Annotated in this window: 24 protein-coding genes, 1 tRNA gene and 2 pseudogenes; 9 read left to right on the forward strand and 18 right to left on the reverse strand. The window is 43.3% G+C overall.

All coding sequences use genetic code 11. The features are described from left to right. The first annotated feature begins 128 nt into the window (after positions 1-128). The gene (locus FTU90_RS11090) at positions 129-845 is read left to right on the forward strand and encodes a D-Ala-D-Ala carboxypeptidase family metallohydrolase (protein WP_005096679.1); all 717 of its coding nucleotides are present in this window, start codon (positions 129-131) and stop codon (positions 843-845) included. A 133-nt stretch (positions 846-978) separates the two neighbouring features. Continuing rightward, entirely contained in the window at positions 979-1,644 is a 666-nt protein-coding gene (locus FTU90_RS11095) for an O-methyltransferase (protein WP_180039820.1), read from the forward strand. A 170-nt stretch (positions 1,645-1,814) separates the two neighbouring features. Here FTU90_RS11095 and FTU90_RS11100 read toward each other — a convergent pair whose 3' ends face one another. The 11 genes and pseudogenes from FTU90_RS11100 to FTU90_RS11150 all read right to left on the reverse strand — a co-directional run bounded on the left by FTU90_RS11100 (position 1,815) and on the right by FTU90_RS11150 (position 12,810). Then, positions 1,815-2,657 (reverse strand): universal stress protein, encoded by an 843-nt coding sequence (locus FTU90_RS11100; protein ID WP_005171275.1) that lies wholly within the window; start codon positions 2,655-2,657, stop codon positions 1,815-1,817. A 410-nt stretch (positions 2,658-3,067) separates the two neighbouring features. Continuing rightward, the gene (locus FTU90_RS11105; protein WP_005171277.1) at positions 3,068-3,685 is read right to left on the reverse strand and encodes an acyltransferase; all 618 of its coding nucleotides are present in this window, start codon (positions 3,683-3,685) and stop codon (positions 3,068-3,070) included. Continuing rightward, positions 3,678-4,277, reverse strand: coding sequence for a YigZ family protein (locus tag FTU90_RS11110; protein ID WP_159138179.1), 600 nt, complete (start codon positions 4,275-4,277; stop codon positions 3,678-3,680). The genes FTU90_RS11105 and FTU90_RS11110 overlap by 8 nt, the downstream gene beginning before the upstream one ends. Positions 4,278-4,395: 118 nt before the next feature. Further along, positions 4,396-5,583 carry an HlyD family efflux transporter periplasmic adaptor subunit gene (locus FTU90_RS11115; protein ID WP_005096673.1) on the reverse strand — a complete coding sequence of 396 codons (1,188 nt, stop codon included), beginning with the start codon at positions 5,581-5,583 and terminating at the stop codon, positions 4,396-4,398. Beyond that, a pseudogene (locus tag FTU90_RS11120) lies at positions 5,580-7,719 on the reverse strand (type I secretion system permease/ATPase). Before FTU90_RS11120 ends, FTU90_RS11115 begins: the two are co-directional and overlap by 4 nt. Continuing rightward, entirely contained in the window at positions 7,716-9,191 is a 1,476-nt protein-coding gene (locus FTU90_RS11125) for a TolC family outer membrane protein (RefSeq protein WP_252766766.1), read from the reverse strand. Before FTU90_RS11125 ends, FTU90_RS11120 begins: the two are co-directional and overlap by 4 nt. Positions 9,192-9,399: 208 nt before the next feature. Beyond that, positions 9,400-10,143, reverse strand: a complete 744-nt coding sequence (lptB, locus tag FTU90_RS11130; RefSeq protein ID WP_005096670.1) for an LPS export ABC transporter ATP-binding protein — start codon at positions 10,141-10,143, stop codon at positions 9,400-9,402. Beyond that, positions 10,143-10,709 carry a lipopolysaccharide transport periplasmic protein LptA gene (gene lptA, locus FTU90_RS11135; RefSeq protein ID WP_005171293.1) on the reverse strand — a complete coding sequence of 189 codons (567 nt, stop codon included), beginning with the start codon at positions 10,707-10,709 and terminating at the stop codon, positions 10,143-10,145. Before lptA ends, lptB begins: the two co-directional genes overlap by 1 nt. After that, positions 10,693-11,241 carry an LPS export ABC transporter periplasmic protein LptC gene (gene lptC / locus FTU90_RS11140; protein ID WP_005096668.1) on the reverse strand — a complete coding sequence of 183 codons (549 nt, stop codon included), beginning with the start codon at positions 11,239-11,241 and terminating at the stop codon, positions 10,693-10,695. Before lptC ends, lptA begins: the two co-directional genes overlap by 17 nt. A gap of 33 nt (positions 11,242-11,274) precedes the next feature. Next, positions 11,275-11,814, reverse strand: a complete 540-nt coding sequence (locus FTU90_RS11145) for an HAD family hydrolase (RefSeq protein ID WP_005096667.1) — start codon at positions 11,812-11,814, stop codon at positions 11,275-11,277. 3 nt (positions 11,815-11,817) lie between these two features. Beyond that, the gene (locus FTU90_RS11150; protein WP_071851229.1) at positions 11,818-12,810 is read right to left on the reverse strand and encodes a KpsF/GutQ family sugar-phosphate isomerase; all 993 of its coding nucleotides are present in this window, start codon (positions 12,808-12,810) and stop codon (positions 11,818-11,820) included. Between the two features lie 484 nt (positions 12,811-13,294). Here FTU90_RS11150 and cysS point away from each other — a divergent pair, with 484 nt between their 5' ends. The 4 genes and pseudogenes from cysS to FTU90_RS11170 all read left to right on the forward strand — a co-directional run bounded on the left by cysS (position 13,295) and on the right by FTU90_RS11170 (position 16,905). Continuing rightward, positions 13,295-14,716: a cysteine--tRNA ligase gene (cysS, locus tag FTU90_RS11155; RefSeq protein WP_005171297.1), complete on the forward strand. Its 1,422-nt coding sequence runs from the start codon at positions 13,295-13,297 to the stop codon at positions 14,714-14,716. Positions 14,717-14,778: 62 nt separating this feature from the next. Continuing rightward, positions 14,779-14,854 (forward strand) — tRNA-Gly (locus tag FTU90_RS11160). 189 nt (positions 14,855-15,043) lie between these two features. Beyond that, a pseudogene (locus FTU90_RS16240) lies at positions 15,044-15,833 on the forward strand (PaaX family transcriptional regulator C-terminal domain-containing protein). Between the two features lie 91 nt (positions 15,834-15,924). Next, positions 15,925-16,905, forward strand: coding sequence for a fatty acid desaturase family protein (locus FTU90_RS11170; protein WP_159138182.1), 981 nt, complete (start codon positions 15,925-15,927; stop codon positions 16,903-16,905). 27 nt (positions 16,906-16,932) lie between these two features. On the opposite strand, the gene FTU90_RS11175 is transcribed toward FTU90_RS11170, so the two are convergent. Further along, positions 16,933-17,850, reverse strand: a complete 918-nt coding sequence (locus FTU90_RS11175; protein ID WP_159138183.1) for a cation diffusion facilitator family transporter — start codon at positions 17,848-17,850, stop codon at positions 16,933-16,935. 133 nt (positions 17,851-17,983) lie between these two features. Continuing rightward, complete coding sequence (yfcF, locus tag FTU90_RS11180; RefSeq protein ID WP_159138184.1) at positions 17,984-18,619, reverse strand: glutathione transferase; 636 nt, start codon at positions 18,617-18,619, stop codon at positions 17,984-17,986. 227 nt (positions 18,620-18,846) lie between these two features. Here yfcF and FTU90_RS11185 point away from each other — a divergent pair, with 227 nt between their 5' ends. Next, on the forward strand, positions 18,847-19,566 hold the full coding sequence (locus tag FTU90_RS11185; protein ID WP_159138185.1) for a glutamine amidotransferase: 720 nt from the start codon (positions 18,847-18,849) through the stop codon (positions 19,564-19,566). Between the two features lie 49 nt (positions 19,567-19,615). After that, the gene (locus FTU90_RS11190) at positions 19,616-20,248 is read left to right on the forward strand and encodes a LysE family transporter (RefSeq protein ID WP_100357102.1); all 633 of its coding nucleotides are present in this window, start codon (positions 19,616-19,618) and stop codon (positions 20,246-20,248) included. Positions 20,249-20,319: 71 nt separating this feature from the next. On the opposite strand, the gene FTU90_RS11195 is transcribed toward FTU90_RS11190, so the two are convergent. The 5 genes from FTU90_RS11195 to FTU90_RS11215 form a co-directional block, all read right to left on the reverse strand. Next, positions 20,320-20,910: a YceI family protein gene (locus tag FTU90_RS11195; RefSeq protein WP_180072681.1), complete on the reverse strand. Its 591-nt coding sequence runs from the start codon at positions 20,908-20,910 to the stop codon at positions 20,320-20,322. A 128-nt stretch (positions 20,911-21,038) separates the two neighbouring features. Then, on the reverse strand, positions 21,039-21,494 hold the full coding sequence (locus FTU90_RS11200; protein ID WP_005171309.1) for a GNAT family N-acetyltransferase: 456 nt from the start codon (positions 21,492-21,494) through the stop codon (positions 21,039-21,041). A gap of 174 nt (positions 21,495-21,668) precedes the next feature. Further along, the gene (locus FTU90_RS11205) at positions 21,669-21,884 is read right to left on the reverse strand and encodes a hypothetical protein (RefSeq protein ID WP_005096650.1); all 216 of its coding nucleotides are present in this window, start codon (positions 21,882-21,884) and stop codon (positions 21,669-21,671) included. A gap of 134 nt (positions 21,885-22,018) precedes the next feature. Beyond that, a complete protein-coding gene (gene tkt / locus FTU90_RS11210; protein WP_180072683.1) occupies positions 22,019-24,007 on the reverse strand; it encodes a transketolase in 1,989 nt (662 codons plus the stop codon). 451 nt (positions 24,008-24,458) lie between these two features. Then, positions 24,459-24,842 (reverse strand): prepilin-type N-terminal cleavage/methylation domain-containing protein, encoded by a 384-nt coding sequence (locus FTU90_RS11215; RefSeq protein ID WP_074382886.1) that lies wholly within the window; start codon positions 24,840-24,842, stop codon positions 24,459-24,461. Positions 24,843-25,315: 473 nt separating this feature from the next. Here FTU90_RS11215 and metK point away from each other — a divergent pair, with 473 nt between their 5' ends. Further along, positions 25,316-26,482: a methionine adenosyltransferase gene (metK, locus tag FTU90_RS11220; protein ID WP_005096646.1), complete on the forward strand. Its 1,167-nt coding sequence runs from the start codon at positions 25,316-25,318 to the stop codon at positions 26,480-26,482. The last annotated feature ends 333 nt before the right edge of the window (positions 26,483-26,815 follow it).

Genomic DNA, 26,815 nt, shown 5'->3' on the forward strand with positions numbered 1-26,815 from the left:
AGTTAAAAAAGATCAGCACATGCTGATCTTTTTTATACTCAATCCACACATTTTATTGCAATATTCTCCAAATTTCTCCGTATATTTAGTCTAAAATGGCGCTATTTATAAATATCTGATTTCTATAAATGAAGAATTTTGCAAAGGGATTATTGAGTCTGTGTGTAATCCCTCTCGTTTTTGTGGGTTGTACCACGACCCCAAAACCACCGGGACAGACCGTGCCCGATGGAAAGCGGATTTATATTCCCCAAGAACGTGTTCAATACGACCGCAAAGTCCAACCCAAAACTGTACCTTATCTGTATACCCACTGGGTCTCTGCGCTGGATAATTTATCACGTGTACGTGAGTACGAAGTGTTTCTGGAACGCAATGGCGTAGGCAATATTATTCCCAGTTTTGAATTAATGCGTACCGCGCGGGACTGGGCCAAATGTGGTCGTTCACAGTACATGATTCCAAGCCGTGAATTATGGGCCAATCAGGTTCCAACCTTGCGTGTATTTAAATATTTAGTAGCCGCCAATGTCCTGACTGATTTTGAAGTCACTTCCGTCTATCGTGACCTGCCTTTAAACCAGTGTGCCGGTGGCGCCAATTCTTCACGCCATCTGTATAATTCTGCCATCGATTTTCGTATTGGCCCAGAATATCCGCAAGCGCAAGACTATAGTTATATTGAAAATACCAAGTTCAAATTGTGCCAGTTCTGGGCGCAACATGGTCAAAGTCTGAATATGGGACTCGGCATGTATGCTTCTGGTCAGATCCACATCGATACCCAAGGTTACCGTACCTGGGGGCCAAGTCTGGGGCGAAATTCTTCAATGTGTAATTACTAAGTCATGACAACGGCTATACAAAGTTCATTTAAGACTTTATATAGCCTAAAAAAACAGCAGCTATAGCACAATAAATTGCGCTATGCCGCGAAAAGTTTAAAATGCACCCATCGCAATTGATGGTGCTAAAACTATGCAACACATGTGGACAGACATTGACAACTACATTGAGTCACATTTAATTCCTGAAGATCCCATCCTGAACCAGACGCTGGAAAATACTGCTGCGCATGGTCTGCCAGACCATCTGGCTGTAGCAGCAAATCAAGGCATGTTGTTGCAGATGCTGATCCAGATGAATCAATGTAAACGTGTACTGGAACTCGGAACATTTGCCGCATACAGCACCATGTGGTTGGCACGTGCTTTGCCCGATGATGGCTATATCCTCACAATTGAAGGACGTGATACCCACGCGGCAATGGGTCAGGAAAATATTAACCGTGCCCAGCTCAAGCAAACTGTTGAACTGAAATGTGGTCGTGCAGCAGATGTACTCAAAGCTCTACCCGCAGAGACCGAGGCTTTTGATTTTATCTTCATTGATGCAGACAAACAGAGTTATCCGGAATATCTGGAACTCAGTTTAAACCTGTCGCATTCAGGTACACTTATTTTTCTGGACAATGTAATCCGTGCAGGCGAGATTATCAATCCGGACAATCACAAGCCAAGTATTGAAGGCATCCGTGCCATGTTTAAAGCGCTGCAAAATCATCCACGTATCTTGTCTTGTACCGCTTTACAGACTGTAGGCAGTAAAGGACATGATGGTTTTGCACTTGCGATTGTCAAATAAAATCAGAAGAACAAAAATTACCCAGCGCCATATTTATTATATATAACATTAACTTAAAAACATTAACCACAGAGTTATCCACAATATATGAGGATAACTCTGATCATTTTTAAATCAAGCTGTAACAATTTACGTTGAAATTTTCATTTTGTTTGCTTTTTAGGCAATCCTCACTTTGCAACCAGTAAAGGCACCTTGGAATTACGGAAAATTGTGGTGGCAATACTACCGAGGAAAAACTGATGGATTTTGCTGTGACTAAATGCGCCCAGAACAATCAGTTGAATACCCATCTCCTGTTGATAGGTCAAAATATTCTCGGCGACATCGCCATAGCGATATTGCGGCACTACATCTAGACCCGCTTGAGTCAGATATTGCAGCGGCTCAGTTAAAATTTCGGCATGATCGCCAATATATAACAGGTGACATTGTAATAAACGCAGCAGATCACTTTCCGCAATCCGTCTCATCATTTTGATACAGGTCGGAGAATATTCATAGGCAAAAATAAATCGTGTTGGCGGTTTAAACTGCTCCCCAACCGTCATGACCGTACAATTGGCACCACGAATAAAATTCTCGACATTGGTGCCGATCGGTTTATTCTTTTCAGCTGAGCGCTCACCGAGCAATCCAATTAATGCGATATCATCCGGCTCAAGAATCTGGAAACTTTGCTCCAAAAAATCCCCTTTTTCCTGAATATGTGTGGTTTGAATACCATGTTCGGCTAAAATCCGCTCGGAAATATGTTGCAGCAGATTATTGCTATAATCCAAGGCAATTTCGCTTTGTTTTTGTTCAAGCTCGGCCAATTCCTTCAGCAACATGGCATTGCTTTCAAACCCGATTACCCCACTGATTTCGCCCAGATGATAACTGGCCGGGTAATAATCCAAGACCTGTAACAAAACCAGTTCACGTCCAGTCTGTTTGGCAATCCATGCAGCCGCGTCTGCCAGCGCGTTTATACATGGTGAAGAGTCGATGCAGGCGATGACACGTTTCATGTTTAGCCTCTCTATTTATGATAAAAATTTCTTTGTTATTTTTAACTTAGCATAAGCTTTATAAAATGTGCAGCAAAATCTGTAAGGCTTGAATTGAAATATGTTAACTTTTATATGATTGACCGATAATTAGAAGAATAATTCAGCCATTAGGCCAAACACTTAAATTCAGATCATTAAAATGCGTTTAAAATCATTTTCTAATTTATACCAGCGAAATTCCCTCTTGCTGTTAGGAAGTCAGCAATACTGTTGCACAAGAAAGAGGTCTTTATAAAATCCGCTCATGCCCTTGCGACGCACTGCTTCTCATCCGAAAGAGAGAAAGGGCTTTTAATATCTCGTGGATTTAAATATCAATAGAACCATCATTTTTTGATTGATGAAAGAGATCTACTGAGTGTAAAGCTTTATTTGCGGTATCGAATAAAGCTTGCAGGATTCCCAGCAACGATAGCCCGTGCTTCGACATCTTTGGTGACCATACTGTCCATTCCGACAATGGCCTGATCTGCGATTTTAACGCCATCTTTAATACCGACATGTGCGCCGAGCCAGACATCCCGGCCAATTTCGATGCCTTGTGAGCGTACCGCTTGCTGATAAATTGGCTGTTCTAGCTGCATACCGTGATCAAATGCATACAGATGACAATACGCTGCGATACGCACCTGATCATGCAGTTTAATCCCCACCCGGCCACCATCCAGAATACAGTGATGATTGATCGCCACTTCATTGCCAATGTCCAGTGGGCCATGCAGGGTGCAATCTGCGGCGATAAAGGTATTATCGCCAATGACGATCTTGCGTCCCGGTTCCGCAAAAATATGTGCCAGTGGTGAAATAAAACAGTTTTCACCAATCTCGACGGTTTCCATTTCCATCAGATAAGCCTGATATTCTTTTTGCCAAGCTTCTGCCCAGCCACGGTTTTTCGGCTTTAAGGACCAGTATAGCCAAGGCATATAGTTCAGGCGATGTTTATGCTGCTCACGATATTTCAGTAATGGATCTGCTTCAGTCATCTGTCGCTTCTTCTATGATTTTGAGCTGTTCACGGCCACGAGTCACATCCTGAATTTTTAAAGCAAAAGCTTCAATCTGATGCTTCTGCAACTGTGCCTGAACCTGAACGCCTTCGGCACTATAGTCTTCCTGATAATCGATTTGCTGCTGATTCAGTTCATACTGAAAAATGGCCCATTCATTAAATTGACAGGAAAATTGCACTTTTTTCTTTTCAATCAGTTCAATTTTGTCTGCCAGCAGCAAGCATTGTCCAGCGCAGCCGCCATAGGCACGAACCAAACCTCCGGTGCCGAGTTTAATCCCGCCATACCAGCGATTGACCAGCACCAGTACATTAGTCAATTCATTACCTTCAATGGTGGCGAGAATCGGGCGCCCCGCGGTGCCTGAAGGTTCACCATCATCATTAAAGCGCACCTGATGGCCAATTTTCCAGGCCCAGCATTGATGTGTGGTACTTGGATCACGATAAGCGTCCAGAAAATCTTTGACCTGCTGTTCATTTTCCACAGGGGTCGCAAATGCCTGAAATCGGCTTTTTTTGATGTCTTCCTCAAAACTGACCAGGCTGGCAAGCGTATATGGCATAACTTCAGGCTTTAAAATCGAACCCTGGCAGTATACCTGCTTTACTCCAACAAATAAAAAGCCTCTCCATGGAGAGGCCCGATTTGACTCGATTGTTTGACTCAATGGCCTGAAAAGATTAGCGTTCCCGCAAGGCTTCTTTGGCCTTGTTGAATGGCTTGATCAGATAATCCATGACAGTTTTTGAACCGGTGCGAATGTCTACCGTGGCCACCATACCTGGGGTGATATTAAACTCCTGACCCGCATTATTATTCAGTTTGTCACTCTCCGTGCGAATATAGACCCGGTAATAGAACTGATCCTGCTTGACTTCATCACGGATGGTGTCTGGTGAAATCATCGCAACTTTACCATTCAACCCACCATAGATTGAATAATCATATGCTGTAATTTTAACCAGTGCCTCCTGATCTGGACGAATAAAGGCAATATCACGTGGTGAAATCCGCGCTTCAACCAGTAGTTTTTCGTCGAGTGGCACGATGGTCATCAACTTGCCATTTTGTGGAATCACGCCGCCCAGCGTCATCACATCAATTTCTTTTACGATACCGCGTACCGGTGATTTAAAAATAGTCCGGCTCAAGGTATCTGACTTGCCGCGTACCACCTGCTGCTGAGTTTCCACATCGGTATTGGCTTTGGACAGCTCTTCCCGCGCGCTCACATAATATTGATTACGAATATCATTCATTTGATTACGCAGGTCGTTGGCTTCACGTTTTAAGCGCAGTACTTCAACCTCACTGGCTGCCCCTTTAGCCACCAGTGGTGCTGTCATTTCCAGCTCTTGCTGTACCAGTACCAAGGCCTGTTCTAGACCGGCCACGGATTCCTCCAGATTGGCACGACGTGACTGATACAGTGCCGTTTCTTCTTTCACCAGTTTTGGGTATTTCAAGACTTCTTCGGGAAATACCAATGGCGTACCGCTCACTTCCGCGCGTAAGCGAGCTGAGGTCGCACGTGATGAAATCAGTAAGGATTCAGATTCACCGACATTGGATTCAAAACGGGTCGGGTCAAGCTGAGCCAACACTTGGCCGCGCTCTACAATTTCACCTTCTCTAACATTGAGTGTGGTCAAAATACCGCCTTCTAAAGACTGAACCACCTGCTCTTTAGAAGATGGAATCACTTTACCCGTACCGGTAGAGACTTCTTCCAAGCTAAATAACCAGGCCCAGATCAGCAATACCAATAAACCAATGCCGACAATCCAGATAATGACACTCGATTTAGGTAAAGGTGGTTCCTGAAAGCTGACTTTGCTTGAACGTTTTAGTTCTTTGAGTTCACTCATGCACTTGCTCCAACAACCCGCTTATTACCACCCTGTGACTGATTCAGGATCTGATCTCGTGGACCATCCATGACAATTTTCCCATCATTCACCACAATAATACGATCCACCAGCTCCAGTACCGCACGGCGATGCGTCGCAACCACCATGGTACGATGGCTCAAATAACTTTTAAGATGATCAATCAACTGCTTTTCTGACACATCATCAATCGCAGCAGTAGGTTCATCTAGCAGTAGAATTTTCGGTTGACGGATCAATAACCGTGTTAATAACAGCGCCTGACGCTGACCGCCAGAAAAGCCAACACCACCTTCCAGAATGATATGATCCAGACCTTCTTTTTTCTCCTGCACAAAAGCGAATGCACCCGTGATTTGCAGCGCTTCCAGAATTTGCTGATCGGTGGCCAAGGGCGCACCCAAGCTGAGATTTTCACGAATCGAACCATAAAATAGCTGCGAATTCTGGTTCAGCAAGCCCATATCACGACGTACATCTGAAGGATCAATCAGGGTCAGGTCAATACCATCCAGTTTGACCTTGCCCTGTAACGGCGTCTGCATACCAGACAAGAGCTGCAACAAGGTTGATTTCCCGGCACCGTTACGGCCCAGAATCGCAATCTTTTCACCCGGTTTGATCTCAAGCTTTGGAATCATCAGGCTTGGTTTTGGATCATCTTCGCCATATTTGAATACCACACCACTGAGTTCATAATGGCCATCCAGAGCTGGGCGATGAATCAGATGAGAATAATCCGGCTGATCGACCGATTTTTTCATCAACTCATTCAGACCGGCTTTGGCCACTTTGGCCTGTTGCAGACGACCCAACACGCCAGTAATTTGTGAAATGGGTGCCAGCATTCGTGAAGACAAAATCGAACAGGCCACCAATGCACCTGTGGTCATCTCGCCGTCCATCACCGCAAAAGCACCGACCAATACCACAATGGCAAAGGTCAAGCCTTGGATTTTTTGGGTCCAGGCCGTCATCAAACCCACAATCTTACGTTGCTGCATGCTGACATCGGCTGAAACTTCATTCATATGGTTCCACTGATTCTGGAAGCGTGTTTCAGCTCTGAGCAGCTTGATATCTTCAATCCCTTGCACGGCCTCTACCAGCAAGGCATTACGGATGGCAGATTCACGCATGCCCAGCTGAGCCAGTTCTGCCAGTTTTTTCTGCGCCAGAATGCCAGGCAGAATCATCAGTGGCACCACCAGCAGCATCACCCAGAACAGGTTGCCGCCAATCACCCAGAAAATCCCTAAGAACAGGAAGAAAAATGGCAGGTCGGCAATCGCAGTCACTGTGGTTGAAGTGACCAGTTCGCGTACCCCTTCCAGTTCCCGAATCTGCGAGATAAAGGTACCAGTCGATTTGGAACGTTCACTATTTTTGATGCGCAAAGAATGGCCAAATACCCGATCCGAAATTTTCAGATCAGCACGTTTACCAATAATGTCTGACAGATAGATTCGGGAGACGCGTAAAACAAACTCGAAAATTGCCGCAATCAGCACACCGCCAGCCAAAACCCATAAGGTAGGAATCGATTGTGATGGAATCACGCGGTCATACACGTTCATCGAGAAAACAATCGTGGCCAGTGCCAGAATATTCGCAATTAAAGAGGCGAACATGACATCGATATAACGTTTCCAGTCATTCAAGACAATTGACCAGAACCAGTTTTTCTCGAACGGCTTGATATATTCATCCACGCGCGCATCCGGCACAGAAGATTTGGGACGCAGAACATACAGATGCTTTACGCCCGTCTCTAACTGTTCAACCGTGAAACTTTGAGACAAGCCTTCATCGCCACTGAGCTGTATACTGACGTTACCTTGGGTGTCGATGCGTTCAATCACACCCACAATCCCCACTATCAAACTCCACCAGCAAAGGCAAACGCCACGGATTCAGCAAGCTGCTGTCAAATTTATTTTTACGGATATTTAAACCAATCTGCCGGCTGACAATTTTGAGTATCTCGTCGATGTCATGATGCTGGTTCCAGTCCAGTTGCAGACGAATCCGCTCCTCAGAAGGTTCAATCCGGTAATGTCTGGCAATATTCAAAACCGCTTTAAGCCACGGTTGATAATTTATTGTAGTACTCATGGCTGAACTTCAAACCCCTGAATAGAAATACGGTTAAGCGCGTAAATATCCCGTGTACGGCCGGTAACCTGAATATATTGCACAATCGCCGAATAGATGTCATAGCGCGCAGATTCAATTTCCTGTGCTGCACTATGAATCGCCTGTTCTGCGTTGAGCAAATCCACCACGGTTCGGGTACCCAATTTATATTGTTCTTGATACAGCTCTTTGGTTCGTACCGTGGTTGCACGACGTTGGGATAAAACTCCCATTTGTTTTTGCTTATTTTCAATCTGCTCACGAATCAAGCGAACCTGATCCAGTACATCCAGATAAACCGTATTGATCTGTGCACGTGCAGCTTCTTCGGCATAACTGGCAGAACGTGCCTGAGAGCGTGCTGCGCCACCCTGATAAAAATTACTGCTGGCTTCAATCATGATTGAATTATAAAAGCCGTCATCTTCATTATTATTCGGATTCCGCCCATTAACAGCCTGACTTAAACTGCCTTTCAGATGAATGCTTGGATAACAACTCAAACGTGCCTGATCTTTTTGAAAGCGTGCAACCTCTACACCCGATTGTGCCAGAATCATATTGGGAATCTGGGTAAATTCCGGATCCTGATACAGATCGGCCTGCGCCACAATACGTTCTGGAATCTCCCATTCCACCGCAGACACATCAAACCCCAGCAAAGTGCGTAAACGTTGCTGATATTGTCTGAGCTGGGTCTGCTGCACCAGCAGGTTCGATTGTGCCGCTTCCAGATTGGACTGAGCCTGAATTGGATCGGCCTGACTGCTGATACCGGCACGGGCACGCAAATTGGCAATTTCTGCAATCCGTCCAATACCCTGAATCTGTTGCTGGGCAATTTTGGTAATTTCCTGATAACGCTTGATATTGACAATCGCATCTGCCACTTCAAAAGCCACCTGATCCAGACTGACCAGCACCCTTGCCTGCTCTTCTGCCAATCTGGCTTCCTCGATACTGACATTGGTTTTGATCTTGCCAAAGTCATACAGCATCTGTGTCGCATTTAAGGAAACCACTTGACGTCCACGCTCACCAGAGGTCAGATCACCGGTCCCCAATCCGCCCGATAACTGCGGATAATAGGCTGCTTTTGCCACATCAATATTAGCCGCCTGTGCAGACAGGGTAGAAATACTCTGGCTAATTTCAGGACGTCGCTGAACTGCGGTATGGATCGCTTCCACCACATTCATCTTTTGTGGAATAGGAGCCACGATAGGGCCGGTAGCAGACTGTCCCTGTTGTGGCCGGGTAATCTGTGGCAGTTCAGCTACCTGAGAAGTGTCTAATGAGTAGCGACTGAGTGACGTAATATCAACTGAATGCGCTGACCGTGTTGGCTCTGGTGCAATCAGTTTACTTAAACCGTTTTTAATATTTGCAAAATGGTTTTGCGAAGTTTCTGCATGTGCCAAGGAAATAGATAAAGGCAAAAGAAGACTCATGAAGATCCCCCTTTTTTTATCGGTTTTCCCCCTGAACATTTTTTATGTGCTGTACCCTAAATCGCATAATAATTAATGTTTCGTGTTTTAGCCTAACAATATATCAAATCGTTGTAAAAGATACTTTTTTAACGTTGATTTGATGAAAAAAAACCCTCATCCGACAATTGGTGCCGTGATGTGGGTATCTTACAGACATAAAAGCTGTTTATACGGTAAAATCATCACCTAAATAAACTTTTCTTACTGTTTCATTGGCCAGAATTTCAGCTGGCGTACCTTCAGCAAGCAATGCCCCCTCACTCACAATATAAGCATGTTCACAAATCGCCAGCGTTTCACGCACATTATGATCGGTAATCAATACCCCAATCCCACGATCTTTCAAAGTGGTGATGATATCTTTAATATCACCAACCGAGATCGGGTCGACACCAGCAAAAGGTTCATCGAGTAACATAAATTTTGGATCTGCCGCCAATGCACGAGCAATCTCGGCACGGCGTCGCTCACCACCGGAAACACTCATTCCTAAAGAATCTTTGATATGAGTGATTTTAAAGTCGGCCAAAAGTTCCGCCAGACGTTGCTGACGCTGAGCCTTGGTCAAATCCTTGCGGGTTTCCAGAATCGCCATAATATTTTGTGAAATTGTCAGCTTGCGGAAAATCGATGCTTCTTGCGGCAAATAGCCAATTCCCTTGCGTGCCCGTTCATGCATGGCCAGATCAGAAAGATCCAGATCATCCAGATAGATTTCACCTTTATCCATACGTACCAGACCGACGACCATATAGAAGCTGGTGGTTTTACCTGCACCATTAGGTCCGAGCAATCCGACAATCTGGCCACTTTCCATACTAAAAGACACATCTTTCACCACCCAGCGCTTATTATAATTTTTCGCCAGATGTTTGATGGTCAAGGTTTGAACTTGCTGCGATTGTTCCATTAATCACGTGCTCCTGGAAAGGATTGTGAAGCTGATGGTGGAATCACAATTTTTACGCGACCTTCAGCTGAACCGGTTTTATTCGGTGTACCAATCGCTTCAACATCACCTTTATTCATACTATATTTTAAAGTCGCACCACGAATACTGGCCCCATCCTGCTGCAATAAGGCATTACCAGACAGGGTAATAATTCCGGTTTCAGCATTGTAGACAATTTTCTGAGCCTGACCTTTGGTCAGACCTTTGGAGGCATCTACTTTTTGCTGGAACTGTGTCGGGCTACCGGTAGCCGTGATCAGGCTAATCTGGCGCTTATTGTTCAGATTGGCCACAATTGAATTGGCTTGTAGCTTCATGGTGCCCTGTTCAATAATGACATTGCCAGAATAGGTCGTCACCCCAGTACGCTCATTAAAAGTCGCGCGATCCGCCAGTAAAGTGATCGGCTGGTTACGGTCAGATGGCAAGGCAAAGGCCGCGATTGAAGCAAGTCCAATCACAGTCGCCAGCGCAGTGCGCTTCAGGAAAGTGTGCATCATTTTGACTTTAGGAATTTGGTTCATACTTTCCTCGAATATTAAAGAATTCGTATTGACCATCATTAAGATTGGCTTTAAGACCCTGGCTGATAAATTCAGCCTGTGGAGACTCCACGATCACCGTTTTATCAGTTTCAATTTCACGTGTTTTTGGAAAAGCCGTCAGCTCCTCAGTACGGAACTCTAACTGTCCATTTTGCATGATTTTGGTGGCAAGCACTTCTTGAGAGAGTACAACTTTTGTATTGTCATCATAGCCATGCGCCATTTTGGCAGAGAAAGTCGCATCGACTTGAGCATTGTCATAGGTCGAAGCTTGCAGGTTTTCCAGTTTGGAGGTCTGTTGCTGCAGGTTCTGCTCAAGTCGATCCACTTGGGCGCGAACCGATAACATACCTGATTCATCTGTCTGGGTTAAGTTAATATCTTGAGCGGAATAGGTCATGCTGCGCGCGGAGTCCGTCTGCAGCTTATTGCCCTTGCCACTGTAATAATAATAACCACCACTTATTGCGGCAATCATCACAGCCGTAATATATAAAACTTTAGTATCCATAAGCGGTGTACTTAATCCAAAAGATATGACTTATTAATAAGGCGCACGAGTATATTTTTCAAGTAACTCTTGGTATACGCCTTTGGACATCAGCAGCATATCGCAGATTTCACGTACTGCACCACGGCCACCTAGCGCCTGAGTCACCAGATCTGCACGGCGACGAACTTCGACATGACCATTCGGTACGGTCACTTTCATGCCAGCAATGGCAAAAGCAGACAAATCAGGCCAGTCATCGCCCATATATAAGCAATCTTCAGGGTCGATATTGAGCTGTGCACATGCTTCACGTAGTGCTGTGCCTTTATCTTCACGGCCCTGATAGACCAGATCCACACCCAGATCCGACATCCGTTTTTCGACAATATTACTTTTACGGCCAGTGATAATAATCACTTTGATTCCAGCCTGCTGAACCAGCTTCATACCCAGACCATCGCGGATATCGAATGATTTGATTTCATCACCAGTATTGGTCAGCGTTACAAAGCCGTCACTTAAAATACCATCTACATCAAGCACTAATGCTGCAATATGACGTGCCTGCTCTAATAATACATAAGATGCCATTTATTAATTTACCCCAGCCTGAATCAGGTCATGCATACTAATCACACCAATCACTTTATTGGCCTCATCAACCACTACAAACTGGTTGATTTTACGTTCATTCATACGTTCCAGCGCCACGACTGCACGTGCTTCCTGAGAAATCGTAAGCGGATTCTTGGTCATCACGTCCTGAATTGCCAGATTGACATCAAAACCTTGCTGTTTATCAATTAAACGACGCAAGTCACCATCGGTAAAAATTCCCAGCAAGACATCATTTGCATCTACGACCGTGGTCAATCCCAGACGTTTGTTTGAAATTTCATATAATACTTTGTTCATGGCGGTATCTGGTGAAACTTTAGGTAAATCATCACCCGTACGCATCAGATGTTTTACATGTAATAACAGGCGCTTACCCAAAGCTCCGGCGGGATGCGAGCGGGCGAAATCATCTGAAGTAAAACCACGCGCATCCAGTAACGCCACCGCCAAAGCATCGCCTAAGGCCAAGGTGGCAGTCGTTGATGAGGTGGGTGCCAACCCGAGCGGACAGGCTTCCTGAATATTGCCCAGAGTTAAAGCCACATCGGCATTTTGTGGCATTGGGCCACGCTCATCGCCGCTAATGGTAATTAAAGGAATTTCCAGATGTTTGATGAGTGGCATCAGCATCATGATCTCATCACTCTTGCCTGAGTTTGAAATCGCAATCAGCACGTCACCCGCGACCAGCATGCCCAAGTCGCCATGACCGGCTTCACCCGGATGCATAAAGAATGAGGGGGTTCCGGTCGAAGCAAAGGTCGCCGCCATTTTACGGCCAATATGACCTGACTTGCCCATTCCGGTAATTACCAGACGACCAGTACACTGTAGAATAATTTCACAGGCCCGGCTAAAACGGCCATCAATCTGTGTGGCTAAAATCTGTAATGCATTTTCTTCGATGCGCAGTGTTTCAAGTGCGACTTTCTGAAAATCGAGTTGATTCGCTGTTTTTTGTGAATTCAAAGCCTGTTTACCTACGTTAAGGACAGAGAAAAACTCTCATTTGATGGGCACAATTTTCGCAATTTTAGCATAGCTATGCAATTGCGAGCTTTCTAAATGTAGAAGATTCGACAGATTTTTAATATATCTTGATTGTATGTGACTTACGCAGTCTGGTATCTCCACCTCTACATTTACTCCATTTTTGACGCTGTAAAATATGCTTGTTTTTTATTTTCTATCGACACATGTCCATTCTCTTCTCAATAAGCTGGATTCGAATAAGATCATACTCATCCCAATATCACCTAATCTCCCTGGCAAACACTAGTTCTGTAAAGCTGAGCTCAATATTCTGACTTCCGTCCAAGAATCACCTTTTTATCAATCAGTATCTCTGCCTAACTATGCTAAATATCTGAGGCTTTTTACGCTTTTGTCTTTATGAATAATTATGCTTAGGTTAAGATGATTCATCCTTTTATTTGAAGTCTTTTGAACAGCTATGCAACCATTTGTTCTATATAACTCAGAGCAACGCAAAAAAGTAGAATTCGTACCTCGTGTTGAAGGTCAAATTGATTTGTATGTCTGTGGTATGACCGTCTATGACTACTGTCATATTGGACACGCACGTACAGTGGTTGCATTTGACTATATTATCCGTTTCCTGCGCAGCCAAGGCTGGAAAGTCAAATACGTGCGCAATATTACCGATATTGATGACAAAATTATTAAACGTGCCAATGAAAATGGCGAAAGTATCTCGGAGTTGACCGGCCGCTTTATTGATGCGATGAATGAAGACTTTGCCAAACTAGGCTGTCTCCCGCCTGATGCTGCGCCTAAAGCCACAGACTATATTGACCAAATGCAAGATATGATTGGCAATCTGGTCGACAAAGGCACGGCATATCCATCTAATAATGGCGATGTCTATTTTGAAGTCGAGAAATTTGCCAAATATGGCCGTCTTTCTGGTCGCAAGTTAGAAGATATGCAAGCTGGGGCTTCTGAACGTGTTGATGTCGAAGTTCAAAAGAAACATCCATTTGACTTTGTCCTCTGGAAACACGCCAAAGAAAATGAACCTGCATGGCCTTCACCTTGGGGTAATGGCCGCCCGGGTTGGCATATTGAATGTTCAGCGATGTCGACCTGCTGCCTGGGCAATCATTTCGACATTCATGGCGGCGGTGCCGATTTGACCTTCCCGCATCATGAAAATGAGATTGCACAATCTGAAGCAGCAACCGGTGAACAATATGTGAATTACTGGATGCATGCCGGATTCATTAATGTCGATGGCGAGAAAATGTCGAAGTCTTTAGGCAATTTCTTCACCATTCGCGACGTGATCGAAAAGTTCCATCCGGAAGTGGTGCGTTACTTTATTGTGTCTTCACACTATCGCAGTCCGGTGAACTATTCGGATGTTGCCTTAAAAGAAGCGAAAAATACTTTGTCTCGTTTCTACCATTCATTTAAAACCTATCAGGCGGTTTATGGCGATCATCTGGTGGAAACCTTGGATGATGCTTTGGTTGAACGTTTTAATGCCGCCATGCGTGATGATTTCAATACACCTGAAGCGATTGCAGTGCTATTTGAAATTAACAAAGAACTGAATCGTGCCGTGAAAGAAGAAAATGCGGAACAGGCAGCAATCTACTACGCAACTTTACGCCATTTGACCAATATTCTCGGTCTGGTACAACAAGATGCAGATGAGTTTCTCAAATCTGATATTGGTCAGGAAGCCCTAGGGTTATCACCTGAACAAATTGAAGGTTTAATTCAACAGCGTCAAGATGCCAAAAAAGCCAAAGAATTTTCGCGTGCGGATGAAATTCGCCAATCTTTACTTGATCAAGGTGTTGTTCTTGAAGATACCCGCCAAGGTACAGTTTGGCGCCGTGCTGATTAATTAAGCAAACAGATTTGTAGAGAGTTGACACTGCTGTGGAATTCTCTATAATTCATCTCATTGCGGGAATAGCTCAGTTGGTAGAGCATAACCTTGCCAAGGTTGGGGTCGGGAGTTCGAGTCTCCTTTCCCGCTCCAGAATACGAAAAGCCCTTATCGAAAGATAAGGGTTTTTTTATTGTGTTTAAAAAATTTCATTGATAAAAAGCATATCTCAAATCACTTATTCATCCTCTTTCACCCTGACATTTTTTGGGTTATTCACAACAAAGTGCTATTGTAAATAAACTTCAAAACTTTCAATTCCTTTAATTACGATATCGTTTCATGACTTATAAATTGAATGCCCGTCATCTGGTTTTAGACTTGTTATATGCGTCTCAAAATTCCACCGCCAGCATTAAACAGATGCTATGTGCAGCAGATCTATTAAGCATTTCTCACAATAGTCTGCGGGTTGCTGTAGCCCGATTGAATCAGGAAAATATCATTCAAGCTGTAGAGCGCGGGGTGTATCAATTGCTAGAAAAAAAATTTGATACTTCTTTTATCAGTTTAAACAAGCATCCCAATATGCAAATGGCGACCGCGTGGAATGGAAAATATGTACTGGTTTATACCGGTGCTTTGGGACGTGTAGATCGCACTGCATTATCCAAACGGGGAAAAAGCACTAGGTTATTATGGCTTTCAGGAAATGGAGCAGAATGTTTTTATTCGTCCAGACAACTTAATGCTGAGCTTAACCGAATTAAAAACGGCTGCAATCCAGTTTGGATTAGATCCAGATGCACGTTTTTTTCAAGTCAGTGAGATAGATCAGGAAATAGATGTCAGTGCACTTTGGGATGTTCAAGCCTTACATCAAACTTATCTGGAGGTGAATCAAGACATTCATCAATGGTTTGATTACTCTCAAAGCTTGCCTTTATCTGATGCAGCAAAAACCGCCTTCTATCTCGGTAAATCTGCCTTATTTAGTTTACGTGCCGATCCCCTACTTCCTGCAGAATGGATAGAAGCCGAAGCTCGGCAACAATTTGAGCGGGCGGTTCGTAAAATAGAAAAACAGGGGCAATTTTTATGGCAGCAATATTTTAACAATCAGGGTGTATAATTTATTTCATATTTATTCACAAAAATAAATTGACTGTAATATTTAGGACAAATATATTGAAAGTAATGATAAGAACGCTATAGGCAAAACAATGAACACTAAGCTCAGTGTCACCGAATTTTTTAGCCGCGAAGAAATTAAAGAACTCACCACGACTTCTGACTTACATGGTGCTTGGTCTATAGCTTCAACTTGGGCTGTGATTGTGATGACCTTCGGTACAGTGGCCTATAGCTGGGAATATTTGCCCATTTGGGGAAAGGTTTTAATGTGTGCAGTGGCATTGGCGATTTTGGCAGGTCGTCAGCTGGCCATGGCGATTTTGATGCACGATGCCTCACACCATAGCCTGTTTAAAACCAAATGGCTAAATACACATTTGACCGATTGGCTGTGTGCACGCCCAATCTGGAATGAGGTCAGCAAATATCGTCCTTATCACTTGAAACATCATGCTAAAACCTCTCAACCAGACGACCCGGATTTAGGCCTGGTGAAAAACTTCCCCATTACTCAAAGCTCATTATTCCGAAAATTCTTTCGCGACTTAAACGGGCAATCTGGACTTAAATTTCTGGCAGGTCGGGTATTGATGGATTTGGAGCTTCTGGAATGGAGTGTATCCAACGATCCCAAACCTATTCCACGTGGCAATCGTAGCAAGGTAGATTTGGCCAAAAATCTGCTGAAAAACAGTTCAGGTATGCTGCTCGCGAATGCCACGATTTTCTCTGTGCTTTGGGCCAGTGGCCATCCTAAGCTGTATTTGCTATGGCCTTTGGCTTATATCACACCATTCCCTTTATTTATCCGTATTCGCGCAATGGCTGAACATGCGGGTCTGGAAACCAGTCATTCTGCCCTCAGCAATACCCGTACAACCCGCGCAGGTTATCTGGCACGAGCTTTTGTAGCACCGATTCATGTGAACTATCATATTGAACATCATTTAATGGCCGCTGTTCCGCATCAAAAGCTGGCGAAAATGCATCAAATGTTAAGAGAGCGTCAGTATGTCGATGCTCCACCAAGTTATTTGGATGTCATCCATTCACTTCTAAAAAATAATTAAGCCCTGCGATGCTCAGATGATTATATTTCAGTGCTGATGGGTCGAATGCCCTCGTTGTTCCGGTGGACAATTTTCTGCCTCAATCTGTAAAGTCATTTCAGTAATATGATGCTGATGGCTCAATATTTCAAAAGCCTGATGACGCAGTTTCTGATAATCTACATTCGGTGCAACCAAATGTACCGTCAACATGACTTTTTTGGAAGTAATCGCCCAGACTTTAAGCTGATGAATATCTTGTACGCCTTCGAGTGCTAAAAGATCATGACGCAGTTTTTCAATATCAATTTCATCTGGCACTCCTTCCAGCAGAATATTGATACTTTGTTTGAGCAAAATCCAGGTGCGTGGCAAAACCCAAAATCCGATCAATACGGCAATCAGTGTATCTACCCACATCCAGCCAGTAAAATAAATCAGCAGCGCCCCGATCATCACGCCGACTGACCCCAATGCATCACTCAGCACCTCCAGATAAGCCCCTTTGATATTTAGACTTTCCTGACTACTCGACACCAGAATTTTCATCGAAATCAGGTTAATGATGAGTCCTAAGCTCGCCACAACCATCATCCCCAGACTCTGGATTTCTGGAGGATTGCTTAAACGTTGATAGGCTTCAAATAAAATATAAATCGCCACCACAAAGAGCATCAAGGCATTAAATAAGGCAGCCAGAATTTCAAAGCGTTGATAGCCAAACGTGCGTTTGTTATCTGCCGGTTTTTGCCCAATCTTGATGGCCACCAGTGCAATCGCCAGTGCCGCAGCATCAGTAAACATATGTGCGGCATCAGAAAGCAAGGCCAGACTCTGCGTCAAAAAGCCGGCAATAACTTCCACAATTAAAAAACTGGTCGTGAGTGCCAGAGCAATCGATAATTTTTTGATATTTTTCGCAGTCACAGTGACATGACTATGCTCATGATGATGTGAATTCCCCACCCCGCACTCCTTAATAATGATGCAACAAGGACATTATTTCTCGTAATTTTCCACACAGTTCTGATTTATATTACGCTTGATTTTTATCTATTTAAGTCTTTTTTGTATCCTCTAGTTGATAAGTTTTGGCAGCTTAAAGCTTGAGCTTTTCATTTTCTGTTAGCCACGCCTGAACTGAAGCACGCTGGAAATTTCGCTGGATATATACCTGAATTTTATCAGGCAGTTCAATCTGCTGGCTAAGCAGGCGGTGCAGCATAAAGGCCAGATCAAAATCTGCAATTGACCACTGTTCAGTCAGCCAGCATTCACTGAGCAAACTCTCTGTGACTGCCAATAAACGCTGAATATCTTGCAAGACTTCGGCTGATGCAATAAAAAGTCCTTTAGGTGGAACAAAGATTGAGTCTGAAGGCATGGCCTGGCGGATTGCCATAAAATCAGTTTTGACTAAAGCCTGAACTGCACGGCATTTTGCTCTGGCCTGACTCTCTCTGGGGTATAAAGCTGGATAATCTGGCGCTGGAAAAGCATCTTCCAGATATTCTGTAATCGCCCAAGATTCAAATAAATGAAAATCATCCATCACAAGACAAGGGACTTTTCTACTGGGGCAAATTCTGCGATATGCCATGCTTTGTTGTTCCAGTTGATCTAGATCAACCGTTTTTTCCTGAAAATTCAGGCCTTTTTCTTTTAAAGCAACGTAAACTGACATGACATAGGGACTGATACGTTTTTTATCGATATAGAGACAGATATTGTGCATTTTTTCTTCCTCAGTCTTTTTATTCTATATTCACCTCTACTCTACTGCCTTTCTAGTGGGAAATGAAATTGAGCTGCATAATGATACAAAGCCGGTTCAGAATCCTGCACCAGGATTCACTATTCAGATTGAGAATATCTTGCTTCATAAATTACGGGATTAAAAAGACTTCTATTTTTTTACAGAATGACGTTAAATAAATATTTCCCGTTTTAGATCGAATGACCATGCTGAACCTGGACCATTTCCCCGATACTGTATATGCAATCCAACATCTCGCTTTTGAAGACCTCGGTGCTTGGGAAGATGTATTTTATCAGCTGGGGCTACGTGTCCGCTATTTTGAAGCCGGGATTGATGACCTGTGTAAGGCGTATGAGCATCCTGGTTTAACCGTAATTCTCGGTGGCCCAATTGGGGTTTATGAAACAGAAAACTTTCCTTTCTTACAAGCAGAAATAGACCTGCTTAAAGTACGTTTGGATAAGAATTTACCCACTTTAGGAATCTGTCTGGGTGCTCAATTGATTGCGCATGCGCTTGGTGCCAAAGTCTATGCAGGACAGAGCAAAGAAATGGGCTGGTCTAAGCTCAGTCTTGCAGCTATCGAGAATAATCCACTGCGAAATCTGGAAAATATTGAAGTGCTACATTGGCACGGTGATACCTTTGACCTACCTGAACAGGCTGAATTACTGGCAAGTACTGAGCTTTATGCAAATCAGGCCTTTCGTATAGGCAGTAATATTCTGGCACTACAATTCCATCCTGAAGTCGCCAGTGACAGTCTGGAAAAATGGCTGATTGGCCATAGCTGTGAATTAAGTCAGGCTAAAATTGATATTCCTGCACTACGCGCTGCCAATCTTCAGTTTGCGCCTGTACTGGAAACCACCTCGCAAACTGTACTAGAGCAATATCTGGCGCAATTAAATATCGTATCCTAGTCTCAGATAAATTCTAGGCTAAACTCTTCCTCTCGACTGTAGAAATATTATGAGCGCATTATTCGGCATTGCCGTGATTCATTTTTTTGCCCTGATTAGTCCAGGACCGGACTTTTTCTTTGTCACACAAAGTGCCATCCGGCAGTCCAGAAAGCATGCTTTATGTGCAGCCCTCGGTATTTCATTGAGCATTCTGGTCTGGTCAATTTGTGCACTTGGCGGCCTGCATTTTTTATTTCAGAAAATGGTCTGGTTACAGCAGATCTTAATGCTATTGGGTGGATTATATCTGCTCTATCTGGGCAGTTTGATGTTGAAGTCGAGCTTTAAGACACCTCTACCTTTAACAAATTCGAAAGCAGAAGCTCTTTCTATCGTTCAGCCGTCGTATCTTAAATTATTGCTGCAAGGTTTTTTCACCAACATGGCCAACCCCAAAGCCCTGATTTACTTTAGCAGTGTATTTGCATTGGCGATTAGCCCTAATGCAAAACTATCAGAACAATCTTCTCTTTTAGCTCTGGTCTTTATCGAAAGTTTGCTCTGGTTTACGGTTGTAGCCATTATTTTTTCAATGCCGAAAATGACGACTTATTATCAAAAATTTGCCAAATGGATTGATGGAGTTACAGGCGGGATCTTTATCAGTTTTGGCTGTCTGCTGATTCTGAATCGTGATTAGATCTAAGTCATTTTATTTGATAAAAAAGCACCTGAATCAGGTGCTTTTTCATACTACCCATACAGAGAATCTTATTTCTTTGTAGGCGCAGGTACAGTGGCTTCAGTGGTAATCTGAACAGTAATTTTATCACCCACACTCGGTACGTTTGCTCCTAAACCAAATGCAGAGCGGTCAAATGAAGTGGTTGCATTGAAACCAATTGCTGGAACTTTCATCATTGGATGTTCAGCCTGTTTGTTTAAAACAGCATCCAATACCACAGGTTTGGTCACGCCTTTAATAGTTAAGTCACCAGTAATTTTGAAGTTCTTTTTGTCCTGTGTTTCTACTTTGGTACTTTTAAAGCTGATGTTTGGATATTTTGCTGCATCAAAGAAATCTGCTTTCTTTAAGTGATCATCTAAAGCTGTCACGTTGGTATTAATACTGGATACTGGAATTGTCACATGCACAGCTGACTTTGCCGGTTGTTCATTGTCTACCACGATTTTGCCCTGAATATCAGAGAAATTACCAGATGGCGTAGAAAAACCGAAATGATCCCAGCTAAATACGGCTGCAGTATGGGTCGGGTCAATTGTATAGGTTACTGGTTTTGCAATAGAAAATGTTGCTACAGATGAAACCGCTAAGCCTAATACTAATGTTTTGAAATTCATGTTTTTATCTCTCGTTTTGGATGTTATTCAGTGTATAGAATTCAGAAATATTTACAGCTCTAAAGATAAAACGTTTTGTTGCAGCGATGAAACGATAAATTTGTAAGTTATTTTTTAAATTTCTATTATTAATCCATACGGTACTGGATAAATCCGGTCTTTTTGGCCACTTTATCATAGAGCATTTGTGCCTGACGATTTGATTCATGCGTGAGCCAGTAAACGCGGTCACAATTACGCTGTTCTGCCACCTGATAAACCTGTTCAATCAACTTGCAAGCGATACCTTGACCTCGATACTGCGAAGGCACAAATAAATCCTGCAAATAAGCATAAGGCCGTAGCGTCCAACTGCTGTCATGCTCGACCACATGTACAATGCCCACCACTTTTTCATCAAGCAATGCAGCAAATCCATACATCGAATCTAGCTCAGTACTGTGTAATTTCGCCCAGGTATTTTCACTGACCTCGTCACAGATCTTCGCATGATAAAAAGCCTGATATTCTTGCCATAAAGGCAGCCATTGGTACTGTGATATTTGCTCTAAAGATTTGATCTGAATCTGGGAATTTATTTTCATGTTTACCAACTTCTTTTGCCTATTTCATTAATATAAGCCGTTTCGATAGGATGCTGAGTTCTATAGCGAGTTACAAGCTTATCTTTATCTCATCTGGTTTTGATAAGCAACTTCCAGACAAAAATCATCTGGCATAAAAAAAGCCCCAATCAGGGACTTTTTAGTATTTTAGCTTTACAGTTTTTCAACCAGAATACGATCAACCTGTTTTAGGCCAGTCGTCTTTTCATGGTTTTTACGGCGGACTTTGATGACTTTTTCTTCCGCGAGTTCTTGCAGCATTAACTCAACCGCCATCATGGCCTCAAGAGGTAGATCCTGCCCGATCCATTTCTGTTCGCCTGCATCCATCAGAGTAATTTCTTCGCTAATTTGCTCGTACAAGCTCATGTTCATCTCACTTTTTGCATTCAATTATCAAGAGAACTCTTCAACTCTTGTCACATGAAAACAGAGCTAAAAAGACCAAAAAACAAAAAGACGCCCCAAAACTGGGACGCCATTTTAAACTTTTAAAGGGCTGATTAAGCAGTAATTTCTTTTACTGCTGCAACAACGGCTTCAGTGGTAATACCAAAGTGCTGGAACAAGTCTTTTGCAGGTGCAGATTCACCATAAGTACTCATACCAATTACGCGACCATCTAGACCAACGAATTTCCACCAATAATCTACATGCGCTGCTTCAACCGCAACACGCGCACGAATATTGGATGGAAGAACTGCTTCACGGTACGCTGCATCTTGCTTCATGAATTCTTCAGCACATGGCATAGACACGACACGCACGCCCTCAAGCTGTGCATAAGCTTCCATTGCCAAAGCAACCTCTGAACCTGTTGCAATAATAATCGCTTTTAATTCGCCTTTTTCTTCAGCCAATACATAACCACCTTTCGCAGCGTTCTCAATTTGTGTTTGAGTACGAGTTTGGAAAGCTAAGTTTTGACGAGAGAAGATTAACGCTGTCGGACCCTCAGAACGAGTCAATGCAGACTTCCAAGAAATTGCAGCTTCAACGGTGTCACATGGACGCCAGGTATTCAGGTTTGGTGTACCACGTAAAGATGCAATTTGCTCGATTGGCTGATGCGTAGGACCATCTTCACCTAGACCAATAGAGTCATGTGTGTACACATGAATCACACGTTGCTTCATCAAGGCAGACATACGTACTGCATTACGTGCATATTCCATAAACATCAGGAATGTAGCCACATAAGGAATGAAACCGCCATGCAGCGCAACACCATTGGCGATTGCAGTCATACCGAATTCACGCACGCCATAATGTACGTAGTTACCCGCTGCATTGTCTTGTACACCTTGCGCACCTTTCCACAGCGTCAGGTTAGAACCAGCCAAGTCCGCAGAACCGCCTAGAACTTCTGGCAATAATGGAACCAGTGCTTGCAATGCATTTTGGCTTGCTTTACGTGTCGCGATGGTTTCAGCTTTAGCATTCACTTCAGCGATATAAGCATCTGCTTTTGCAACGAAGTCCGCTGGCAAATCACCTGACATACGGCGTTTTAGCTCTGCCGCTTCAGTCGGATATTTTGCAGCATAGGCAGCAAATGTTTCATTCCACGCTGCTTCAGTTTTATCGCCCTTGTCTTTGGCATCCCAAGCTGCATACACATCTTCAGGAATAACAAATGCTTCGTCAGTCCAGCCTAATGCTGCACGCGTCAAGACAATTTCATCATGCCCGAGTGGCGCACCATGGCTGTCTTCTTTACCTTGCTTGTTTGGTGAACCCAAACCAATCACTGTTTTACAGATAATGATGGTTGGCTTAGCAGTTTCAGCTTTAGCTGCTAAAGTTGCAGCACGAAGCGCTTCGCTATCATGACCATCTACTTTAAGTACTTGCCAGCCGTAAGCCAAGAAACGTTGTTCGGTATCGTCAGAGAACCAGCCTTCCACTTCACCATCAATCGAGATACCGTTGTCGTCATAATAGGCAATTAACTTACCAAGACCTAAGGTACCTGCCAATGAACACACTTCATGTGAAATACCTTCCATCAGGCAGCCATCGCCCAGGAAGCAGTAAGTAAAGTGATCCACAACCTGGAGGTCATCTTTATTAAATTGTGCGGCTAAGGTTTTTTCAGCCAGCGCAAAACCAACAGCATTGGCGATCCCTTGACCTAGAGGACCAGTCGTCGTTTCAATCCCGGGTGCATAACCCAATTCCGGGTGACCAGGTGTTTTAGAATGAAGTTGACGGAATGCTTTTAGATCTTCAATCGAAAGATCGTAGCCCGTTAAATGAAGCAGTGCATATTGAAGCATAGAGCCATGGCCATTTGACAATACAAAACGGTCACGGTTAGCCCAATTCGGGTTGGTCGGGTTGTGGTTCAGGAATTCACGCCAAACCACATCAGCGATATCTGCCATCCCCATTGGAGCACCTGGATGTCCTGAGTTTGCTTTTTGCACAGCATCCATTGCCAATACACGAATTGCGTTTGCAATACGACGTTCATTAAGCGGGGTTGTCATAAATCAGAGTCCAAAATATTCAGAAATAGGAAATGATGAAAAGACTTTCAAAACTATGGTCTATTGTCTTAAAAAAACAGCGAGGGGTAAAGACTAAGCAACAACATTTATCAGTTTATTAGTCTTGTATTTCCTTATCGGGTAATTATTCCACATTTTTCTCTCTAGTTCTGTTTTCTCTGGTCACTTTTGCGAGGGATTTATTAGACATGATAGTTAGCATATTGTTGTCTGATTGAGCTTTTCAACCCTGCATTTTTTAGAATTGACTGTTATTTCGTTTTTAATCTAAAGTCGGCTCCATCCGTTTAAAGAGAGATGTGTCATATAATTTTCTCGTCGATGATGAAGAGCATTGATGATTCATTCTTATCAATAGATCGATCAACTATGTATTTTTTAGATGAAAAGCTTACATCTATTTAGGCTCAATCATAAGCAGCAAGCGTGCTTAGCGCCCCTGGCAGCTTTTAGGTAAATAGCGCTGATAAATATCAGTCGAGAAGCATTTTCCCGTATAGACATCAAATGCAATTGATTTACCCCGAATCGCTGCATCTAGGCCTTGCTGTCGCAGCTTAAACTCAATTCGGCATGTCGCATTAATCACCACTTTTTCGATATATCGTGTATTCCCTCCAATCTCGCGTCCAGCATCACAATGCTGACCTGAGGCAATGAACTGAGTTCGATATGTGCCAGCCTGCTCAAACACTTCAGCCAGTTGAGCGCGTACCACATAGCCCTGATAGCTCATAAACGCCATGGTGGCTAAAATCGCCATCATCGTCAGTACAATCATCACCTCAATTAAGGTAAATGCCTTTTGATACATCATGACTTATCTCCGTACAGTCTTACTTCAAGAAGCCCATACAAAAAGAATCTTGGCCATGCTTAACCGGCCAGTAGTGAAACCTTAGGCCTAATATGCAGAGAAGCCGATGCAACCACAATACAGCTAGTCGAATCATGTTGAATCACATGCGAGCGTATTAATGTAATGATCACTTTCCTGAAAATTGCTCAGATTTTAGCTTTATATTTTTCCAATCAGCGATCTTTTAAAATTTATTCGAGAATATAACTGTTTAATTTTGCTACATCTGGGAAAATCCGGATTAATTTGTCGCTCCTTGCCAAATCAGCAATGACGGTTAAATCGACATATCAATTTTTTTAATTCTATTAATCAATTAAAAACACAATAATTTGAAACAATTTCGACCAATTTTGTCGTGTTAAGCTAGTCCTAGAGCGCAACTCGATGTAACATATCGGGTCTTTAAAATTAACTGTGATAGGACTATGCGCGAGTACGCTGTATTTACTTCGGAATCTGTAAGCGAAGGCCATCCAGATAAAATGGCTGACCAAATCAGTGACGCTATTTTGGATGCAATCTTAAAAGAAGACCCTTATGCACGGGTTGCTTGTGAAACGCTTGTAAAAACAGGTGCGGTTGTACTTGCCGGTGAAATCACAACGACGGCCAATATCGATTTTGAAGCGGTAGTACGCCATACCGTGAACGGTATTGGTTATCACCATTCTGATCTGGGTTTTGATGGTTCGACCTGTGCCGTAATCAACATGATTGGCAAACAGTCACCTGAAATTGCTCAGGGTGTAGACCGTCAGAAACCTGAAGATCAAGGTGCCGGCGACCAAGGTTTGATGTTTGGTTATGCCAGCCGTGAAACTGACGTTTTAATGCCTGCGCCAATTACCTATGCACATCGCTTAATGGAAAAACAAGCAGAGCTTCGTCGTAATGGAACTTTGCCTTGGTTACGCCCAGATGCGAAAAGCCAAGTGACCTTTGCTTATGAAAATGGCAAACCTGTTCGTTTAGATGCTGTGGTTTTGTCGACTCAACACGATCCTGAAATTTCACAAGCCAATCTTAAAGAAGCTGTGATTGAAGAAATCGTGAAGAAAATCATTCCTGCCGATATGTTCCATGCAGAGACCAAATTCCACATCAACCCAACGGGTATGTTCGTGATTGGCGGCCCTGTCGGTGACTGTGGTTTGACTGGTCGTAAAATTATCGTAGATACCTACGGTGGTATGGCGCGTCATGGCGGTGGTGCTTTCTCTGGTAAAGATCCATCTAAGGTTGACCGTTCTGCTGCCTATGCAGGGCGTTATGTAGCAAAAAATATCGTTGCGGCTGGTCTTGCAGACAAGTGTGAAATCCAGGTGTCTTATGCGATTGGTGTTGCTGAACCTACTTCAATTTCAATCAACACTTTTAATACTGCAAAAGTATCTGAAGAATTGATTATTGCCTTGGTTCGTGAGCACTTTGACCTACGCCCATATGGCATTACCCGCATGCTGGATCTGATTCAGCCAATGTATAAGCAGACTGCGGCTTATGGTCATTTTGGCCGTGAAGGCTCTGATACGGCCTTTACTTGGGAAAAAACCGACAAAGTGGAAGCGCTTAAAGCCTCTGCTGGTCTCTAATTTTCTCTTTAAAAAGCCCGCACCCTGCGGGCTTTTTTTATGACTGGGATTTTATTGCTTAAAATCATCTTTTTTACACGACTGACAACTTAAATCGCAAGATTAATAATATACCCCGTTCATTTCCATCATCCTTGAATGCTTATTAAATTAGAAATTTCTTAGTTTCTGGATCTGACTCATCTAATACACTTAAAACAACTTATTAGGGTCTGTTGACATTTTCTGTTCAAAAAAATAGCGAGAAAGTAAAATTTAATCGCCAAACCAAATTTACTTCTCGCTATGCCTCGTACAATGCTGAATGATCAACACTGGTCTAAGTTACTTTCT

The organism is Acinetobacter sp. YH12200 (genome assembly GCF_013418175.1).
Taxonomy (GTDB): domain Bacteria; phylum Pseudomonadota; class Gammaproteobacteria; order Pseudomonadales; family Moraxellaceae; genus Acinetobacter; species Acinetobacter pseudolwoffii.

Excerpts from the sequence above, each read along its gene's own strand:
- FTU90_RS11090 (WP_005096679.1), top strand. The coding sequence starts at position 129 with ATGAAGAATTTTGCAAAGGGATTATTGAGTCTGTGTGTAATCCCTCTC.
- FTU90_RS11095 (WP_180039820.1), top strand. The coding sequence starts at position 979 with ATGCAACACATGTGGACAGACATTGACAACTACATTGAGTCACATTTA.
- FTU90_RS11100 (WP_005171275.1), bottom strand. The coding sequence starts at position 2,657 with ATGAAACGTGTCATCGCCTGCATCGACTCTTCACCATGTATAAACGCG.
- FTU90_RS11105 (WP_005171277.1), bottom strand. The coding sequence starts at position 3,685 with ATGACTGAAGCAGATCCATTACTGAAATATCGTGAGCAGCATAAACAT.
- FTU90_RS11110 (WP_159138179.1), bottom strand. The coding sequence starts at position 4,277 with ATGCCATATACGCTTGCCAGCCTGGTCAGTTTTGAGGAAGACATCAAA.
- FTU90_RS11115 (WP_005096673.1), bottom strand. The coding sequence starts at position 5,583 with ATGAGTGAACTCAAAGAACTAAAACGTTCAAGCAAAGTCAGCTTTCAG.
- FTU90_RS11125 (WP_252766766.1), bottom strand. The coding sequence starts at position 9,191 with ATGAGTCTTCTTTTGCCTTTATCTATTTCCTTGGCACATGCAGAAACT.
- lptB (WP_005096670.1), bottom strand. The coding sequence starts at position 10,143 with ATGGAACAATCGCAGCAAGTTCAAACCTTGACCATCAAACATCTGGCG.
- lptA (WP_005171293.1), bottom strand. The coding sequence starts at position 10,709 with ATGAACCAAATTCCTAAAGTCAAAATGATGCACACTTTCCTGAAGCGC.
- lptC (WP_005096668.1), bottom strand. The coding sequence starts at position 11,241 with ATGGATACTAAAGTTTTATATATTACGGCTGTGATGATTGCCGCAATA.
- FTU90_RS11145 (WP_005096667.1), bottom strand. The coding sequence starts at position 11,814 with ATGGCATCTTATGTATTATTAGAGCAGGCACGTCATATTGCAGCATTA.
- cysS (WP_005171297.1), top strand. The coding sequence starts at position 13,295 with ATGCAACCATTTGTTCTATATAACTCAGAGCAACGCAAAAAAGTAGAA.
- FTU90_RS11170 (WP_159138182.1), top strand. The coding sequence starts at position 15,925 with ATGAACACTAAGCTCAGTGTCACCGAATTTTTTAGCCGCGAAGAAATT.
- yfcF (WP_159138184.1), bottom strand. The coding sequence starts at position 18,619 with ATGCACAATATCTGTCTCTATATCGATAAAAAACGTATCAGTCCCTAT.
- FTU90_RS11185 (WP_159138185.1), top strand. The coding sequence starts at position 18,847 with ATGCTGAACCTGGACCATTTCCCCGATACTGTATATGCAATCCAACAT.
- FTU90_RS11190 (WP_100357102.1), top strand. The coding sequence starts at position 19,616 with ATGAGCGCATTATTCGGCATTGCCGTGATTCATTTTTTTGCCCTGATT.
- FTU90_RS11195 (WP_180072681.1), bottom strand. The coding sequence starts at position 20,910 with ATGAATTTCAAAACATTAGTATTAGGCTTAGCGGTTTCATCTGTAGCA.
- FTU90_RS11200 (WP_005171309.1), bottom strand. The coding sequence starts at position 21,494 with ATGAAAATAAATTCCCAGATTCAGATCAAATCTTTAGAGCAAATATCA.
- FTU90_RS11205 (WP_005096650.1), bottom strand. The coding sequence starts at position 21,884 with ATGAGCTTGTACGAGCAAATTAGCGAAGAAATTACTCTGATGGATGCA.
- tkt (WP_180072683.1), bottom strand. The coding sequence starts at position 24,007 with ATGACAACCCCGCTTAATGAACGTCGTATTGCAAACGCAATTCGTGTA.
- FTU90_RS11215 (WP_074382886.1), bottom strand. The coding sequence starts at position 24,842 with ATGTATCAAAAGGCATTTACCTTAATTGAGGTGATGATTGTACTGACG.
- metK (WP_005096646.1), top strand. The coding sequence starts at position 25,316 with ATGCGCGAGTACGCTGTATTTACTTCGGAATCTGTAAGCGAAGGCCAT.